A 16,744-nucleotide genomic window follows, 5' to 3' on the forward strand; every position below is an offset into this window, starting at 1 on the left:
CATCACCGACCGGTGCGACGATTGCGCCTGGGTCTCGCACTCGCGTCGGTCCTGCTGCTGGTCACCGTGCCGGGCGCGCACGCAGCAACACGGACGGCCGGCCCGATTCCTGCCGCGACGCTGAGCAGCATGAGTTGGACCGCGTCATCACAGGTCACTGGTGCGACGGGGGTGAGCTACACCTACAAGTTCACCACGGGCGCGCTCTCGCTCGCAGTGACGTCGGTGACGATGACGGTCCCGCCCGGCACCAGTGGCACACCGGCGGTCGGCTCGGTGAGCCCGACCTCGCTCGCCGGTGGCACCGTGACACTGTCCGGCAACACGTTGACGTACACCACCGTGAGCCTGGTGCTCGTCAGCACCGCTGTGTCCATCCAGATCACCGGGTTGACCAACACCGCGACCGCGGGCTCCTACACCTCCACCGTCACCACCCGCTCGCTGCTCGGCACCACCGTGGACAGCGGCACCACCCCGGCACTGACCTTCGCCGGAACCCTGTCGGTGACCTCGCCCGCGTCCCTGGCCTGGGCGGCGACCCTGACCGGGACCGACCAGACGATCGGCGACACCCGGGCGACCGACCAGCACCTGACCGCCAACGACAACACCGGATCCGGCAGCGGATGGCACATCACCGCAGCCGCCACGACCCCGACCAGCGGCCGTCACTCCATCGCCGGCGGTCTACTGGTCAACGGCAGCCTGACGGCCAGCGCGTCGACCAGCGCACCCAGCGCCTCGTGCGTCACCACCTGCACGCTGCCGACGAACACCACCACCTACCCGGTGACCATCCCGACAGCAACCTCTCCGACCCCGGTCACCATCTACACCGCCGCGGCCGGCACGGGACGCGGGCAGATCCGGCTGGGCGGCAACAGCGCAGCCAACCCGTTCGGCTGGTGGATCAGGGTGCCCGGCAACGCGTATGTCGGCACCTACACGACCACCATGACCATCGCCACGGTGTCCGGACCATGACGACATACCCGAGGAGCGCACCTGCGATGCTGCCCTGTTCCCGGCGGGCCGGCCGCCTCGCGGCACGGCGGATGTTGACCTGTGTGGCCGTAGCCCTGTTCGCCCTCGCGCTCATCGGAATCGGCGGAGCGCGGCCGGCAGCCGCCGCCGGTGACGACGGCAACTCGTTCGGGCCGTTCAGCGTCACCCCGGTGCCCGGTCAGGACCAGAAGGCGAGGCCGTACTTCTCGCTCGACGTCGCGCCCGGGCACACCGCACGGGACACCGTCGTCATCGCCAACGGCGCGAAGCACGCCGAGAAACTGCGGGTGATGCCCTCCACCGGGACCACGGCCACCAACTCCGGCAGTGCCTTCACGACCAAGACCTCCCGATGCGCCGGAGTCGGCTGCTGGGTCACCGGACTACCCACCACCCTGACGGTCCCCGCCGGCACCCGCACCGCCGTCGGGTTCACCGTCCATGTGCCCGCCCGCACTCCGCGCGGGCAGTACCTCGCCGGCATCACCGTCCAGCCCGTCACTCCGTCACACCGCAAGGTCGTGGGCAAGAACGGCAAGGCGTCCGTCGGCGTCGTCGTCATACACCAGGCGACCGTCGGTGTTGCCGTCACCGTGGGCGCCCTGAACACGCTGACGACCCGTCTGCACATCGACTCCGCGCACGCCGGAATGTTGCAGGACCTACCGCGCATCACCGTGAACGTGCGCAACACGGGGCAGACGTTCAGCAAGGCACGCGGCAGGGCCACCTGCGAGACCGGGCACACCCGACACAGCTATCCGGTCCGTTCCGACACGATCCTGCCCGGCGACGGTGCCGCCCTCCCGATCAACGCGACCGGGCTCAAGCCGGGCATCACGATGAGCTGCGTCATCAGGCTTGCGTATGCCGGCGGAGCCACCACCTGGCAGGGCACGCTCACCGTGCCCGGCGGTCAACACACCACGACCGTTCGCGTCGGGAACGGCGCGTACGCACACCTACCCGACCGCGGCATACCGGCCTGGGCGATCGCGCTGATCGTCATCGGCGCGCTCATCCTCGTCCTGCTCATCGGCATCATCGCCTGGCTCCTCCGACAGCATCGCGACGATACCTCGACGACCGCACAGTGAGGAGCAGGACGCTCGCGTCACAACTGCCGCCGTCCGTCACTCTCCGCTCTCCGCAGGTGCCTGCCAGACGCACTCGCCGCCGACCCAGGTCGACAGCACCCGCACCTCGCCGATACGGTCCGGCTCGACCGTCATGACGTCCTCCTCCAGCGCCACGAAGTCCGCCAACTGCCCGACGGCCAGCTGCCCCTTGCGGTGCTCCTCGCCGGTCGCCGCGGCCGATCCCTTGGTGTAGACCGAGAGGGCGGTGAGCGGGTCGATTCGCTGGCTGCCACCGACGAGCGTGCCGGATGCGCTGCGCCGGGTGACCATGCTTTGCACGGCGAGCAGTGGATTGTTCGAGACGATCGGGTAGTCCGAGGATCCTCCGACCGGTAGGCCCGCCTCGAGCATCGCGCGGTGCGCGCAGATCAGCTCGGCACGATCCGGTCCGTACAGTTCGAGCAACCGGTCGCCGAAGAGCCCGACGAATGGACCGAACGGCACTGGTATCACTCCAGATCGACGCATGCGCCGGAGCAGCTCCGGCGTCACCACACTGCAATGTTCGATGCGATGCCGGACCCCTCGCGACGGCAGCTGCTCGATCCGGTCGAGGACCTTCGCGATCGCCGCGTCGCCGTTCGCGTGGACGGCGACCCGCCGCCCGGCCTCGTGGAACTCCCCGAAGCGCCCGGCGAACTCCTGGTCGTCGAGGATCTGCAGCCCGTTGTCGCGACCTGTCGCACTCGGGTAGGGGTCGTGGCACAGGCAGGTGCCGCCGGACAGCGCCCCGTCCAGCATCATCTTGACGCCGACGCGGCGCAGCCTGTCGCCGTCGTCGGCCCACGGAGAGCGGTCGTTCGGGTCCGCATAGCTGTGCCACTGCAGCATTCCGACCCGTGGCGTCAACCGGCCCGAGGCCAGTGCCGCGCGATAGAGCTCCTCCTCGACCGGGGTGACGATCGCGTCGCAGTACGACGTGAGCCCGAGGGCGTGCAGCTCCTCGTGCACCTCGTCGAGCGCCAGCAGTTGATCGGCGATCGCGCCCGGATCCGCGATCGACGGACGCCCGTTGCCCGGCAGCCACGGATCCAGCCATGCCCGCTCCAGCAGCCATCCGTCCGGCGCCCCGTCGGAACCCGCCAGCAGCTGACCCCCGGGTGGGGCATCCTCGGTCCGCTGGTAACCCAGTGCACGCAGGCCGGCCGAGTTGACGACCGCACGGTGGAAGGTGTGCTCGATGACCAGCACCGGGTGATCGGTCGAAACCCGGTCGAGGGTATGACGATCCACGCGTCCGTCGACCGTGTGCTCGTCGAAGTCCTGCCCGACCACCCACCGCCCGGTCGGTGTATGGCGCGCGCGTCGCGCCAGCAACCGGACCACGTCGTCCACCGACGCGGCACCGCCGACATCGACCCGCACCCGCTGCAGCGCGGCCTGGGAGGTGTGACAGTGCGCGTCGTTGAACCCGGGGCAGATCAGTGCGCCTGGCAGCCCGAACGTCGTGGCGCGCGGGTAGCGGTCGGCGAGTGCTGCGAGCGCTCCGGTCGCCACGACCCGGCCATCGGCGACCGCGAACGCCTCCGGCTCGGTGCCGTCCATGGCGAGGATGCGCCGCGCGGTGAAAACACGTGTCCCGGAAGGGTGCTCGACACCCGTCGTCACGGCGCCGACCGCTCCGCGGTGCCATCGAGCGCGTGGCGGTAGCCGGACCGCAGGTGCTCGGTCGCCATACCCAACAGCTTCGCGGGGTCGCCGTCGAGGGAGGCCTGCAGGAGTTCGCGGTGCTCCGTGACCATCGTCGTGACGTCCTCGTCGCCGTGGATGTAGGACCTGGTGATGCGCCGGTTGACCGGGTGATCCCACAGCTGGTCGATCAAAGTCAGCAGGAAGTGGTTGCCGCACGGCGCGATCAGCGCCTGGTGGAAACGCCGGTTGAGCTCGAACTGCAGCGCAGCGTCCCCGGGGTCGGCTGCCGCCATCTCTTCGATGGCGGCCTCGACGTGGACACGCTGCAACGGCGAGAGCCTGCCGCAGGCCTGCTCCAGCGCCATCGTCTCCAGGCGTTCCCGCACCTGGCTGACCTCGGCGATGTCCTGATCCGAGAGGTCGCTGACGACATACCCGCTGCCGTGCACCGCGCGGACCAGACCTTCCCGGTTGAGGGCGGTCAACGCCTCACGGATCGGCGTGCGGGAGACGCCGAGTTCCCCCGCCAGCTGCTCCTGCACCAGTTTCCGGCCGGGCTCGAACCGCCCGTCGACGATCCCGTCCCGGATGCGCTGATAGACCGCGTCTGCGGCGGATCGCCCGACCGTCCGAACACCTGCTGCCATGGCGTCACCGTAGCCCGTCTTGCGTTTTGAATCCATTGCATGCAATGTATTCAGTAGACCGCCACCGAAGGAGGAACCATGTCCGACACGACCACTGCCCCCGTCGCCTATGCCGACTTCGTCGATCTGGAGCGCTACCCGATCCACGACCTCGGCTCGGAACGCGGCCGGGCGTTCGTCGCGAGCTGCAAGGCGGAGATGGACGCCACCGGCGTCTGCAACCTGGTCGGCTTCATCCGCCCGGAGGCTGTCGACGCCATGGTGCAGATCGCCGGAGAGCTCGCGGACAAGGCGTGGCCGATGGACCGGACCCACACGGTCTACTTCGAGAAGCCCGACGAGAGCGTGCCCGAGTCGGATCCGCGCCGGCACGAGGTGCGTTCGGCCAAGCACGGCATCGCCTACGACTACCTCCCCGAGGATGCGCCGGTGCGCCGGCTCTACGAGTCGGATGACCTCACCGCCTTCATCGCGGCCGTGCTCGGCAAGGACAAGCTGTATCGCAGCGCCGACCCGCTGGACGCCTTCCAGGTGACGACCTTCTACCCCGGCGAGGAGCTGGGCTGGCACTTCGACCGCAGCGAGTTCTCGATGACGGTGATGTACCAGCCTGCCGACTCCGGTGGTGAGTTCCTCTACGCGCCAGGGCTGCGCACCGACGACGACGAGAACTACGACGGCGTCGCGGAAGTGCTGGCCGGCGACACCAGTGGGCTGAAGGTGCTGCCGTCCTCGCCCGGCTCGCTCGCCTTCTTCCGCGGCGAGCACGCGCTGCACCACGTCACACCGATCGAGGGTGACACGCCGCGGATCAACTCGGTGCTGACGTATGGCGAGCGCCCCGACATGAAGCTCAACGACCTGACGTCCGAGCTGTTCTACGGGCGCACGTCCTCCTGACCGGGATCGCCCACGGTATGGCGCGCGGCGCGGACCAGCGCCTCGATGGGTGCCCGGTCCGGCCCCATCTCCGGGTGCCACTGGACACCTACACAGAACCGCGACGGATCGCCTTCGGAGACAACGCGTTCCATCGCCTCGACCGTCCCGTCGGCCGAGCGCCCGGTGGCGACGAACCCGGGGTGCGTCGCCACCGACTGGTGGTGATGACAGGGCCCGACCACCGCGTCCCCCTCGGCGACCGCCAGCCGCGAGCCGGGCTCGAGCGAGATCGCGGTGTTCCCGAAGACGTCACCGCCGGGGGAGTGATCGGTGTGCCCGACCGCGTCCGGGGTGTGCTGCTGCAGAGTGCCGCCGCCGTGCACGGCCATCAACTGCATGCCCCGGCAGATCCCCAGGGTCGGCACACCGTGAGCGTCGGCCGCATCCAGCAGCGCGAGCTCCCAGGCGTCCCGGTCCGGCCGGACCGCCGCGGTCTCTGGGTGCGCCTGCTCGCCATACCGTGCCGGGTCGATGTCCGCACCACCGGCGATGATCAGCCCGTCCAACCGGGTCACGACGACATCGGCCGCGGCTCGGACATCGGTGCCGCCCACCGGCGCCGGGGTGAGCAGCACGGGCACACCGCCCGACGCGACCACTGCGTCGGCATACTGTGCGAACTGCAGGTCGGCCACCTGGTGCCACACACCCCAGGAGGCCTGTTCCCGGTAGGTGCTGATACCGACCACGGGCGGTGAATAACGTTGGCTCACAACGGAGTCACGTAAGCCCCGGCGATGCCGCCATCCACCAGGAACGTGGTGGCGGTGATGAAGCTCGCATCATCGGAGGCCAGGAAGAGGACGGCACTTGCCATCTCATCCGGCTCGCCGAAGCGGCCCATCGGGATGTGCACCAGGCGACGCGCCGCCTTCTCCGGGTCGTTGGCGTAGAGCTCCTGGAGCAGTGGCGTGTTGACCGGTCCGGGGCACAACGCGTTGACCCGGACTCCCTCGCGGGCGAACTGCACACCGAGTTCGCGGCTCATGGTGAGCACACCACCCTTGGACGCCGAGTAGGAGATCTGCGAGGTCGCCGCGCCCAGCACGGCGACGAACGACGCGGTGTTGATGATCGAGCCGGACTTCTGCTCCAGCATGTACGGCAGGGCGGCCTTGCAGCACAGGTAGACCGAGGTGAGGTTGACCTCCTGCACCTTCCGCCAGGCGTCCAGGTCGGTGTCCAGGATCGAGTCGTCCTCGGGCGGGCTGATGCCGGCGTTGTTGAACGCGATGTCGACCGACCCGTAGGTGTCCTTGGCGGTCTTGAACAACGCGTCGACCTGGTCCTTGTCGGTCACGTCGACGTGCACGTAGGTCGCGACGTCGGCGCCACCGAGGTCGGCGACGACCTTCGCGCCCGCGTCGTCGGCGATGTCCCCGATGACGACCTTCGCGCCCTCGGCGACGAAGCGCCGCACGGTCGCCAGGCCGATCCCCGAGCAGCCTCCGGTGACGACGGCGACCTTGCCGTCAATGCGTCCTGTCATGGTCTGAAGTCCTCGATTCGATGAAAGGGTGATTTGCCGAGAGGACACTTACGGCACCGAGAGGACACGAAAGTTGGCCGTTCCGGGCCCTATTTTCGTGTCCGCTCGGGTATTTCGTGTCCTCTCGGCGATCAGTGGCTGATGAAAACATTTTTGACCTCGGTGAAGCCGTCGGCGGCGTCCGGACCGAGCTCGCGGCCGAGTCCGGACTGCTTGAAGCCGCCGAACGGGGTCCAGTAGCGCACCGCGGAGTTGCTGTTGACCGAGAGGTTGCCGGACTCGACACCGCGTGCCACGCGCAGCGCCCGGCCCAGGTCTCGCGTGTGGATCGACCCGGACAGCCCGTATGCCGTAGCGTTCGCCAGCGCGATCGCCTCCTCTTCGTCCTCGAAGGTCATCACCGATACGAGGGGTCCGAAAACCTCTTCGCACCAGGCAGGTTCGTCGGTCGACCGCGCCTCGGCGACCATGGCCGGCATCCAGAACCCACCCAGGTTGGGCGCGTCACCTCGGATGACGACGTTCGCACCGTCGACATACGACTGCACCTTGTCGCGGTGTGCGGCGGAGATCAGCGGCCCCATCTCGGAGCGTTCGTCGGCGGGGTCGATCACCTGGACGCCGCGGACCGCGGGCTCCAGGTGCGTCATGAACTCGTCATACGCGTTGCGCTGCACCAGGATCCGCGACCGCGCACAGCAGTCCTGACCGGCGTTGTCGAAGACCCCGTATGGCGCCGCGGCCGCGGCCGCCGCGATGTCGGCGTCGGCGAAGACGATGTTGGAGTTCTTCCCGCCGAGCTCGAGAGTCACCCGCTTCACCTGCTCCGCACAGCCGGCCATGATCTTCTTGCCGACCGCGGTGGACCCGGTGAAGCACACCTTCCGGACCAGCGGATGTGTGACGAAGCGTTCTCCCACAACGCTTCCCGCTCCGGGCAGGACGGTGAACACGCCCTCGGGGATACCCGCCTCGAGCGCCAGCTTCCCGAGCCGGATGGCGGTCAGCGGAGTCAGCTCCGCCGGTTTGAGGACGACCGTGTTGCCCGCCGCGAGCGCCGGCGCGAGTCCCCAGCCGGCGATGGGCATCGGGAAGTTCCAGGGCACGATGATGCCGACCACGCCGAGCGGCTCCCGGAAGGTGATGTCGACGCCGCCGGGCACCGGGATCTGCCGGCCGAAGAGCCGCTCGGGCGTCGCGCTGTAGTAGTTGAGCACGTCCCGGACGTTGCCGGCCTCCCAGCGGGCGTTGCCGATCGTGTGCCCGGCGTTCCGCACCTCCAGCTGTGCCAGCTCCTCCAGATGCGCGTCCACGACGGCCGCGAACGAACGCAGCAGGCGCGCACGCTCGCCCGGCGCCACGGCGCGCCAGGACGCGAACGCGTCGTGCGCCCGCTCGATGGCCGCATCCGTGCCCGCGACGTCGAGCAGCTCGACCTCGCCGAACGCGTCGCCGGTGACCGGGCTGATCAGGGTGTGAGTGGTCAATGGTGTTCAGGACCTTTCAGTTTCAGAGCCGCTCGAAGCCACGGCGACGTTCCCAGTCGGTGACCGCGGCACCGAATGCCGCGAGCTCGACATCCGCCATGTTCGTGTAGTGGTCGACGACCTCGTCACCCAGGGCGGCCCGCGCGACCTTCGACGAGCCGAAGACGTCCCGTGCGGCGGCCATGCTGCCGGGCACCCGCGGCAGGTCGCTCAGGTAGGCGTTGCCCGACACCGGCGGCGGCAGCGGCAGATCCTCCTCGATGCCGTGCAAACCGCCGGCGATCATCGCGGCGAGCGCGAGGTAGGGGTTCACATCCGCGCCCGGCACCCGCAGCTCCATCCGGGCGGCGGCACCGTGACCGACCAGCCGCACCGCGCACGTCCGGTTGTCCTGGCCCCAGCCGACCGTCGTCGGCGCGAACGACCCGTCGGCAAACCGTTTGTAGGAGTTGATGTTCGGGGCATAGAGCAGGGTGAACTCGGCCGTCGTGGCGAGCACGCCCGCCACGAACTTCTCGTACAGGACACTGCGGCCGTCCGCGTCCGAACGGTCGGGATCGGTGAAGACCAGCGACCCGTCCGCGCCGCGCAGCGACAGGTGGATGTGGCACGACGAGCCCTCGCGCTCGTCATACTTCGCCATGAAGGTCAGCGACTTGCCGTGCTGGGCGGCGATCTCCTTGGCCGCGCTCTTGTAGAAGGCGTGGTTGTCCGCGGTGACCAGCGCCTCGTCGTACAGGAAGCCGATCTCGTGCTGCCCGAAGTTGCACTCGCCCTTGGCCGACTCCACGTTGAGCCCGGAGTCGTAGAGACTGTTGCGCAGTTCGCGCAGCAGCGGCTCGATGCGGGCGGTCCCGAGCAGCGAGTAGTCGACGTTGTACTGGTTCGAGGGGGTCAGCCGGTGGTAGTCGCGGTTGAGAGCGTCCTCGTAGGAGTTCTCGAAGACGATGAACTCCAATTCCGTTCCGGCGTATGCCTTCCAGCCGTGCTCGGCGAGCCGGTCCAGCTGCTGGCGGAGTATGCCGCGCGGCGATGCCGCGACCGTGCGGTGGTCCGGCCACATCAGATCGCACTGCACCATGGCGGTGCCCGGCTGGTGCGCCACCCGTCGGGCGGTGTCCCAGTCGATGACGAACTCCATGTCGCCATAGCCCTTGTCCCACCCGCTGGTGGCGTAACCGTCGACGGTGTTCATGTCGACGTCGACGGCCAGCAGGTAGTCGCAGCCCTCGGTGCCGTCGGTCGCGACGTGGTCGAGGAAGTGCTTCGCGTGGAACCGCTTGCCCTGCAAGCGTCCCTGCATGTCGGTGAAAGCGGTGACGACGGTGTCGATCTCACCCGCCTCGATGAGCTGACGCAGTTGCTCCTGCGTCAGGTGACGTTCGTTGCGTAAGGCCATGATGTCCTTTCTGGTGGCGGCGAGTGGTCAGCCGAGCAGGCCGCGCAGCAGAGCCGCGGTGTCCGAACAGTGTTGGTGCATCACGCGATTGGCCCGTGACTCGTTGCCGGCGAGGATCGCCGTGACGATCGCCCGGTGCTGGCTTGCGGAGTGTTTGATGTTGCGCGGCAGGACCGGGATCGCCTGCAGCATCGTGTGCAGGTCATCCTGGGCGTCGGTCACCGCGGTGATCAGCCGTGGCGAGCCGGACAGCCGTGCGATGGTCAGGTGCAGGATGCTGTCGGCCCGGCGGTGGATCGCCTCGTCCGGCGCATGCTCGACGGTCTCGAGCGCCGCCTCCAGCGCGGCACGGTCGTCGCCGGTGAGCTCGTCGCGGCTGCTTCTGGCCGCTGCCAGGCCGGCCGCTCCGGGCTCGACGATCGCCCGGAACTCCAACGCATCCCGCAGGTCCTCCTGTCGGCCGGCGATGGCCGGCCGGTTGCGCTGCACCGGCATGACGTTGAGCACTTCCGTGCCACCGCCGCGGCCACGACGGGTCTGCACGACACCGGCCGACCGCAGTGCGGTGATCGCCTCGCGCAGGGTGGCACGGGACACCGCGAGCAGCTCGGCGAGGTCGCGCTCCGGCGGCAGCATGCTGCCGGGAGGATAGATGCCCAGCCGGATGGCGATCGCCAGCTGCTCGACGCACGCCTCGAAGGCGTGGTGCGCGTGGATCGGTCGCAGCACCACCCGGTCCAGCCGCTCACCCGCGGTCGTGTCATTCATCTCGGGTCCCCTCGTCACGACGCCGGTTCCGGCTCCTTCTCCACATCATCCTCCGGCTCGATGGTCTTGAGCATGAAGTGGGTTCGGCCCCCGGCGAACCAGGTGATGATCGCGAACGCAGCGACCACGATCACGGCGATCGGCGCGTAGTTGAAGTTGTCGACGGTGATCGGCGACGCCGGCGGCAGGATGAACAGGATGCAGATGAACACCACCCACACCACGGCCACCCAGCCGATCAGCGGGCTCCACCTGCCGAGGTTCCACGGGCCGGGGGTGAAGTCGGGTTGCCGGCGGCGCAGAGAAGACCGGCACGACATACGCGATGTAGAGGCCGATGACCGCGATCGACGTGACGGCGAGGTATGCCGTGGTGCTGAACAGCGCCGGCGAGGTCAGGATGATCGACAGCACGATGCAGAACCAGATCGAGTTGGTCGGTGTGCCGGTGCGCGGGTTGACCTTCGCCCACAGCTTCGAGCCGGGCAACGCGTCGTCACGCGAGAACGCATAGGTCATACGGGAGTTCGCGGTCACCGACGCCATGCCGCAGAAGAACTGCGCGATACAGACGATGAAGAGCAGGAACTTCGCCATGAACGGGTTGTTCAGCGCGTCCAGGAAGACCTGTGCGGGCGGCAGGCCGGTGTCGCTGCCCGCCAGCTTGTCCAGGCCGGCCGACGAGCCGTTCTGGATCGCGGCGGTGATCGAGAAGAGCAGCAGGAAGCCGCCGATCACCGAGATCACGACGCTCATCACGATGCCGCGCGGGGCGGCGGTCGCTGCGCCCTTGGTCTCCTCGGCGACGTGGGCGGAGGCGTCATACCCGGTGTAGGTGTACTGCGCCATCAGCAGACCCATCAGGAAGACGTAGGGCCCGAAGCTCCAGCCGGTGGCGTTGTGGGTCTCGGTCAGGGTCCAGCCGACCGACTGGTGGTGGTCGGGCAGGATCCACAGCACGGCGACGATGAAGAGCGCGCCGACGACGTGCCACCAGGCGGACACCATCGACAACAGGCTGACCAGACTCACCCCGAAGGTGTTGAGCAGTCCGTGCACCACGATGATCCCGACGAACAGCAGGAACGTGTGGCCGGCCGTGACGCTGGTGCCCCAGGTGAGGTTCATGAACGCCATCCACGTGGTGGCGCAGCCGAAGTCGATGGCCGCGGTGACCGCGACCTCGCCCATGAAGTTGAACCATCCGACGAACCAGGCCCATTGGCGGTTGTTGCGGCGCGCGAGCCGGCTGGCCCAGAAGTACAGGCCGCCGGCCGTCGGGTAGACCGAGCACACCTCGGCCATCGCCATCGAGACACAGATGACGAAGATGCCGACGATCAGCCACCCGAGGGTGATGGCCGCCGGACCGCCGGAGTTGAGCGCGATCGCGTAGGACGTGATGCAGCCCGCCAGGATCGAGATTATCGAGAACGACACCGCGAAGTTCGAGAAGCCCGACATGCCGCGATGGAGCTCCTGCTTGTAGCCCATCTCCGCCAGCAGGCGGGCGTCGTCGTCGAGATGTTCGTGGGTGGAAGGGTTTTCGTGGCTCACAACTGGCTCCCAGTACTGCCGGACCGGAAAGTGCGGACGCGTCAGTGTGGCGCAGGCCACCCCGTTTGGTCAATGGTCGAACTTCATACCTTTTCGCGCGGCGCGGCCGGGCCTCGCTCGGCCGTTGACGGTCGAACTACCGGTTGACGGCGCAATTGCGGGGTCAACGGCGATTTCAGCCGTCAACGGCGGGAAAGACCGTCACCGGATGTCGATCGCGGCGCGCGAAACCCAACCGAACGGTGCCCTCGTGCAGTAGACCTCATGACAGCACTCGACGGAGGGAGGCGGGGTGCGCTCGAAACGGACGGGTGGCGAGCTGGCGCAGGCGCTGGCAGCGTGCCGCCCTGCGATGCGCCGGTTCGCCTACACACTGGTGGGGCCGGACCAGGCGGACGATCTGGTCCAGGACGCCGCGGAGCGGGCCTGGCGCAAGCAACGCCTGTTCGACCCCGGACGTGGCAGCGCCCAGGCGTGGCTGCTCGCGATCGTGGCCGACCAGGCACGGCAACGGTGGCGCCGACCGCAGCCTGCGTGGCAGGAGTTGCACCCGGAGGCGCTCGTCATACCTGCCTCCGACACGGCCACCGTCGACCTGCTGCGAGCCATCGACGCACTCCCGGCACGGCAGCGCGCAGCGGTCGTCCTGCACTACTTCGTCGACCTGCCGCTCGCCGACGTCGCCGAGTTGCTCGGTTGCGCGCCCGGCACGGTCAAGTCCCAGCTCCACGACGCCCGCGGCGCACTGGAGCAAGCGTTAGGAGACTCCTATGCCCACGATTGAGGACCGCCTGCGCCACACCGGCGAGGTATGGCGGGACCACGTCGACGCGGACGGCGGACGACAGCCGCTGCGACCGCGACACGCACCCGCGACACCACGGCGACTGGCCCTCGCGGCCGCCGCAGCGGTGGTGGTCGTCGGCGGCGGGGCGGTCGCCGGGTTCGCCATACACAACGCCTCCCACCCGGGGCAGGGCCACGGCGGGATCGCCGCGTCGTGCGCGGCACCGCAGGTGCTGCTGCCCGGTTCGAAGACGAACCTCCCGGTTGTGCATCCCGGCGAGACGGTGACAGTAACCGGCCGCTACTTCCTCGACACCTGCAACGACACGAACCCGTCGCTCGGCCCGGCGCCCAAGCCGGTGGCGGCGCACCTGGTGCTGCGGCACGGCACGCGCACCGTGCGACTGGGATCGGTGCAGTCACACGGCGAGCTCGGCACGTTCCGCACCACGATCCGCATCCCCACCGACTTCCCGACGGGCCGGGCCACGCTGGTGAGCCAGGATCCGCCGAGCAGCGCGCTCAAGCTCACGGTGAAAGCGCCGGACAACACCACGACCGCGGAATAGCGCGGTTTTTTGGGGGCAGCGGTCCCCCTGAGACCGCCGCCCCCATACATAGAGACAGGCGACCCGCAAAAGTGTGACGCGGCGACGCCCCGGCAAGTTCTCACTCACCGGGGCGTCGGGGTTGCTGCACGTGTTGTCGAGCCGTCAGCCCTCCGGCAGGTCCGCGAAGCTCTGCTTCATCTCGCGGTACCAGCCCATCGATTTCTTCGGGTGCAACCAGCGGCCCTTCATCTCCTTGCGGGCCGTGAGGTGCGTGGCGTCTCCGGCCTGCTCGGCGTCCTTGAGGTGCTGGTCCTGCGCCTTGATCACCTCATCCGCGGTGTCCCCGCGGTGCTCCAGATCGCAGGGTCCGCCGAGTTGCCGGCAGGTCATCGTCTTCATGGTTGGTCTCCCTCTCGATTGGTCGTTCGTCATGGTGACGAACGGCCCACCGGAAGTGTGACCGCGTCAGCCGGCGACCTTCTCCGGCACCTGCTGCTCCTGCTGCGCGACCAGGTCGAGCGCGACGTCGGTGATCATGTCCTCCTGGCCGCCGACCAGACCGCGCCGGCCGACCTCCATCAGGATGGTCCGCACGTCGATGCCGTAGCGCTGCGCGGCGACCTCGGCGTGCCGCAGGAAGCTGGAGTAGACCCCGGCATACCCGAGGGTCAGCGTCTCGCGGTCCACCCGCACCGGGCGGTCCTGCAGCGGACGCAGCAGGTCGTCGGCGGCGTCCTCGAGCGCGTGCAGGTCGCAGCCGTGCTGCCAGCCCTGCAGGTTCGCGACCGCGATGAACGGCTCGATCGGGCAGTTGCCCGCACCGGCGCCGTGCCCCGCGAGCGACGCATCCACCCGGTAGACGCCCTCCTCGACCGCCACGACCGAGTTGGCCACGGACAGCGACAGGTTCTCGTGAGCGTGTATGCCGAGCTCGGTCGACGGGTCCAGCACGTCCCGGTAGGCACGGACCCGCTCGCGCACGCCGGCCATCGTGAGCCGGCCGCCGGAGTCCGTGACGTAGACGCAGTTGGCGCCGTACGACTCCATCAGCTTCGCCTGCTGCGCCAGACCGGCCGGGTCGTTCAGGTGGCTCATCATCAGGAAGCCCGACACGTCCATGCCCAGTTCGCGCGCCGCCGAGATGTGCTGCGCCGAGACGTCCGCCTCGGTGCAGTGCGTCGCGACGCGGACCGAGCGGACACCCAGCTGGTAGGCGTGTTTCAGCTCCTCGATGGTGCCGATGCCGGGCAGCAGCAGGGTGGTCAGCCGTGCGTTCTTGATGTTGTCGGCCGCCGCCTCGATCCACTCCCAGTCCGAGTGCGACCCAGGCCCGTAGTTCAGGGACCCACCGGCCAGGCCGTCGCCGTGGGCGACCTCGATGGCGTCGACGCCCGCGGCGTCGAGCGCGGCCACGATGCGACCCACGTTGTCCGGGGTGATCCGGTGCCGCACCGCGTGCATGCCGTCGCGCAGGGTCACGTCCTGCACGAAGATCTTGGTCGTCTCACTCATCGCGCGCCCTCCAGCTCCGCGTCGGCCGGCGCGGCGACGGCACCGTCACCCGCGGCGATCGCCTCCGCGACGCGCATCGCCGCCGAGGTCATGATGTCCAGGTTCCCGGCATACGCCGGCAGGTAGTGCGCGGCCCCCTCGACCTCGAGGAAGACCGACACCTGATGGGTCGCCGCGGCGGCGCCGTCGGCGAGCGTGTGGACCGGCTGGTCCTCGGGGATCTCGATGAACTGCACCTGCTGCTTGAGCCGGTAGCCCGGCACGTAGCTCGCGACCGCGTCGATGGTCTGCGCGATCGAGGCCCGCACCGCCTCGCGGGTCTGCTCGTCGGGGGCGTTCACCAGCGCCAGCACGGTGTCACGCATGATCAGCGGCGGCTCGGCCGGGTTCAGGATGATGATCGCCTTGCCGCGGGTTGCACCGCCGACCTGCTCGATGGCGTGGCTGGTGGTCTCGGTGAACTCGTCGATGTTCGCGCGAGTGCCCGGCCCGGCCGACTTGGACGCGATCGACGCGACGATCTCGGCATACGGCACCGGCGCGACCTTGCTGATCGCGGCCACGACCGGGATGGTCGCCTGCCCGCCGCAGGTGACCATGTTGACGTTGGGCGCGTCCAGGTGCTCGGCCATGTTGACCGCCGGCACCACGAACGGGCCGATCGCGGCAGGGGTCAGGTCGACCAGTCGCTTGTTGTACGGCGCGAGCGCCGCGGCGTTGGCCTTGTGCGCACCGGCGGAGGTCGCGTCGAAGACGATCTCGATCTCGTCGAAGCCGTCCATCGCGATCAGGCCGGTGACTCCCTCGGCCGTCGTGGGTATGCCGAGCCGCGCCGCGCGCGCCAGGCCGTCCGACTCCGGGTCGATGCCGACCATGGCACCAACCTCCAGGGTCTCGGACAGTCGCATGACCTTGAACATCAGGTCGGTGCCGATGTTGCCGGACCCGATGATGGCCACCTTGGTGGCGCCGGGGGAATTCCTCATTCGCTTGTCTCCTTCGGGGTGAAGGTCGCCGTGACCTCACCAAGTCCTTCGATCCGTGCGGTCACGCTCGACCCGGCCTGCACCGCGACCATCGGTCCGAGTGCGCCGGAGAGCACCACCTGTCCGGCGCGCAGCGGGTCGCCCATGTCACGCGCGGTGCGGGCCAGCCACTGCAGGGCGATCAGCGGGTCTCCCAGGCAGGCGGCGCCGTCGCCGGTCGACACGACGTCGCCGTCGAGCGTCATCTCCATCGAGACCTTGATCGGCTCGAATTCGTCCAGGCTGCAGTGCTTCTCACCGAGCACGAAGCGTGCGGACGAGCCGTTGTCGGCCACCGTGTCGCCGAAGGTGATGTCCCAGCCGGCGATCCGGCTGTCGACGATCTCCAGGGCGGCCACGCCGTAGTCGACCGCGGCCCGCACCTGCTCCAGGTCGAGGTCACCGTCGGCCAGGTCGGCCTTGAGGACGAACGCGATCTCGGCCTCGACCTTCGGCTGCAGCAACCGGTCGGTCGGGACCGCGCCGGTGTCCTGCATGTCGTCGAAGAGCACGCCGAAGTCGGGGCGGTCCACGCCGAGCTGCTGCTGGACGACGGGGGAGGTCAGACCGATCTTGCGGCCGACGATGGTGGCGCCGCCGGCCAGCCGGTCCCGGGTGAGCAGCGCCTGCACGGCATACGCCGCCTCGACGTCGTCCGCGCCGATGAGGTCACGGACCGGGGCGCAGGGCGCGAGCTGCGCGGCCGCCTGCTTCAGGCGGTCCGCCGCGGCGTGCACGGTGTCGGTGGTGGTTTCGCTCATGCCATCCACTGTGCTGGCCCGGCACCACCACACGCGAGGGT

17 protein-coding genes are annotated in these 16,744 nt (G+C 69.0%); 5 read left to right on the forward strand and 12 right to left on the reverse strand.

Annotated elements, in window-relative coordinates:
• The first annotated feature begins 12 nt into the window (after positions 1–12).
• Together FHU39_RS17560 and FHU39_RS17565 are read left to right on the forward strand one after the other, a co-directional pair.
• Positions 13–987: a hypothetical protein gene (locus FHU39_RS17560; RefSeq protein WP_183322009.1), complete on the forward strand. Its 975-nt coding sequence runs from the start codon at positions 13–15 to the stop codon at positions 985–987.
• Positions 984–2,105: a WxL protein peptidoglycan domain-containing protein gene (locus FHU39_RS17565; protein WP_221185660.1), complete on the forward strand. Its 1,122-nt coding sequence runs from the start codon at positions 984–986 to the stop codon at positions 2,103–2,105. The genes FHU39_RS17560 and FHU39_RS17565 overlap by 4 nt, the downstream gene beginning before the upstream one ends.
• A gap of 36 nt (positions 2,106–2,141) precedes the next feature.
• Here FHU39_RS17565 and FHU39_RS17570 read toward each other — a convergent pair whose 3' ends face one another.
• Together FHU39_RS17570 and FHU39_RS17575 are read right to left on the reverse strand one after the other, a co-directional pair.
• Positions 2,142–3,755, reverse strand: a complete 1,614-nt coding sequence (locus tag FHU39_RS17570) for an amidohydrolase family protein (protein ID WP_183322012.1) — start codon at positions 3,753–3,755, stop codon at positions 2,142–2,144.
• The gene (locus FHU39_RS17575; RefSeq protein ID WP_183322015.1) at positions 3,752–4,426 is read right to left on the reverse strand and encodes a GntR family transcriptional regulator; all 675 of its coding nucleotides are present in this window, start codon (positions 4,424–4,426) and stop codon (positions 3,752–3,754) included. The genes FHU39_RS17570 and FHU39_RS17575 overlap by 4 nt, the downstream gene beginning before the upstream one ends.
• A gap of 78 nt (positions 4,427–4,504) precedes the next feature.
• Between FHU39_RS17575 and FHU39_RS17580 the strand changes: the two genes are divergently transcribed.
• Positions 4,505–5,326, forward strand: a complete 822-nt coding sequence (locus FHU39_RS17580) for a HalD/BesD family halogenase (protein ID WP_183322017.1) — start codon at positions 4,505–4,507, stop codon at positions 5,324–5,326.
• On the opposite strand, the gene FHU39_RS17585 is transcribed toward FHU39_RS17580, so the two are convergent.
• The 6 genes from FHU39_RS17585 to FHU39_RS17610 form a co-directional block, all read right to left on the reverse strand.
• Complete coding sequence (locus FHU39_RS17585; RefSeq protein WP_183322019.1) at positions 5,305–6,081, reverse strand: gamma-glutamyl-gamma-aminobutyrate hydrolase family protein; 777 nt, start codon at positions 6,079–6,081, stop codon at positions 5,305–5,307. The genes FHU39_RS17580 and FHU39_RS17585 overlap by 22 nt on opposite strands.
• A complete protein-coding gene (locus FHU39_RS17590; RefSeq protein WP_183322022.1) occupies positions 6,078–6,857 on the reverse strand; it encodes a 3-oxoacyl-ACP reductase in 780 nt (259 codons plus the stop codon). The genes FHU39_RS17585 and FHU39_RS17590 overlap by 4 nt, the downstream gene beginning before the upstream one ends.
• Before the next feature lie 131 nt (positions 6,858–6,988).
• Positions 6,989–8,344, reverse strand: coding sequence for an aldehyde dehydrogenase family protein (locus FHU39_RS17595; RefSeq protein ID WP_183322025.1), 1,356 nt, complete (start codon positions 8,342–8,344; stop codon positions 6,989–6,991).
• Positions 8,345–8,366: 22 nt separating this feature from the next.
• Positions 8,367–9,743, reverse strand: a complete 1,377-nt coding sequence (locus tag FHU39_RS17600) for a glutamine synthetase family protein (RefSeq protein ID WP_183322027.1) — start codon at positions 9,741–9,743, stop codon at positions 8,367–8,369.
• Between the two features lie 27 nt (positions 9,744–9,770).
• Positions 9,771–10,511: a FadR/GntR family transcriptional regulator gene (locus FHU39_RS17605; protein WP_183322029.1), complete on the reverse strand. Its 741-nt coding sequence runs from the start codon at positions 10,509–10,511 to the stop codon at positions 9,771–9,773.
• A 45-nt stretch (positions 10,512–10,556) separates the two neighbouring features.
• Complete coding sequence (locus tag FHU39_RS17610) at positions 10,557–12,068, reverse strand: amino acid permease (protein ID WP_343065973.1); 1,512 nt, start codon at positions 12,066–12,068, stop codon at positions 10,557–10,559.
• Between the two features lie 292 nt (positions 12,069–12,360).
• Between FHU39_RS17610 and FHU39_RS17615 the strand changes: the two genes are divergently transcribed.
• Both FHU39_RS17615 and FHU39_RS17620 read left to right on the forward strand, forming a co-directional pair.
• Complete coding sequence (locus FHU39_RS17615) at positions 12,361–12,852, forward strand: sigma-70 family RNA polymerase sigma factor (protein ID WP_183322031.1); 492 nt, start codon at positions 12,361–12,363, stop codon at positions 12,850–12,852.
• Positions 12,839–13,423, forward strand: coding sequence for a hypothetical protein (locus tag FHU39_RS17620; RefSeq protein WP_183322033.1), 585 nt, complete (start codon positions 12,839–12,841; stop codon positions 13,421–13,423). The genes FHU39_RS17615 and FHU39_RS17620 overlap by 14 nt, the downstream gene beginning before the upstream one ends.
• Before the next feature lie 144 nt (positions 13,424–13,567).
• Here FHU39_RS17620 and FHU39_RS17625 read toward each other — a convergent pair whose 3' ends face one another.
• From FHU39_RS17625 to FHU39_RS17640, 4 genes are all read right to left on the reverse strand, one after another.
• Positions 13,568–13,804 (reverse strand): DUF1059 domain-containing protein, encoded by a 237-nt coding sequence (locus FHU39_RS17625; RefSeq protein ID WP_183322035.1) that lies wholly within the window; start codon positions 13,802–13,804, stop codon positions 13,568–13,570.
• 66 nt (positions 13,805–13,870) lie between these two features.
• The gene (gene dmpG / locus FHU39_RS17630) at positions 13,871–14,917 is read right to left on the reverse strand and encodes a 4-hydroxy-2-oxovalerate aldolase (RefSeq protein WP_183322036.1); all 1,047 of its coding nucleotides are present in this window, start codon (positions 14,915–14,917) and stop codon (positions 13,871–13,873) included.
• A complete protein-coding gene (locus FHU39_RS17635) occupies positions 14,914–15,903 on the reverse strand; it encodes an acetaldehyde dehydrogenase (acetylating) (protein WP_183322037.1) in 990 nt (329 codons plus the stop codon). The genes dmpG and FHU39_RS17635 overlap by 4 nt, the downstream gene beginning before the upstream one ends.
• Entirely contained in the window at positions 15,900–16,703 is an 804-nt protein-coding gene (locus FHU39_RS17640; protein ID WP_183322038.1) for a 2-keto-4-pentenoate hydratase, read from the reverse strand. The genes FHU39_RS17635 and FHU39_RS17640 overlap by 4 nt, the downstream gene beginning before the upstream one ends.
• Positions 16,704–16,744 lie beyond the last annotated feature (41 nt).

Source organism: Flexivirga oryzae (assembly GCF_014190805.1).
GTDB lineage: Bacteria > Actinomycetota > Actinomycetes > Actinomycetales > Dermatophilaceae > Flexivirga > Flexivirga oryzae.

Coding starts and splice junctions, on each gene's coding strand:
- FHU39_RS17640 (WP_183322038.1), bottom strand. CDS start 16,703: ATGAGCGAAACCACCACCGACACCGTGCACGCCGCGGCGGACCGCCTG.
- FHU39_RS17580 (WP_183322017.1), top strand. CDS start 4,505: ATGTCCGACACGACCACTGCCCCCGTCGCCTATGCCGACTTCGTCGAT.
- FHU39_RS17635 (WP_183322037.1), bottom strand. CDS start 15,903: ATGAGGAATTCCCCCGGCGCCACCAAGGTGGCCATCATCGGGTCCGGC.
- FHU39_RS17600 (WP_183322027.1), bottom strand. CDS start 9,743: ATGGCCTTACGCAACGAACGTCACCTGACGCAGGAGCAACTGCGTCAG.
- FHU39_RS17620 (WP_183322033.1), top strand. CDS start 12,839: ATGCCCACGATTGAGGACCGCCTGCGCCACACCGGCGAGGTATGGCGG.
- dmpG (WP_183322036.1), bottom strand. CDS start 14,917: ATGAGTGAGACGACCAAGATCTTCGTGCAGGACGTGACCCTGCGCGAC.
- FHU39_RS17605 (WP_183322029.1), bottom strand. CDS start 10,511: ATGAATGACACGACCGCGGGTGAGCGGCTGGACCGGGTGGTGCTGCGA.
- FHU39_RS17625 (WP_183322035.1), bottom strand. CDS start 13,804: ATGAAGACGATGACCTGCCGGCAACTCGGCGGACCCTGCGATCTGGAG.
- FHU39_RS17575 (WP_183322015.1), bottom strand. CDS start 4,426: ATGGCAGCAGGTGTTCGGACGGTCGGGCGATCCGCCGCAGACGCGGTC.
- FHU39_RS17590 (WP_183322022.1), bottom strand. CDS start 6,857: ATGACAGGACGCATTGACGGCAAGGTCGCCGTCGTCACCGGAGGCTGC.
- FHU39_RS17565 (WP_221185660.1), top strand. CDS start 984: ATGACGACATACCCGAGGAGCGCACCTGCGATGCTGCCCTGTTCCCGG.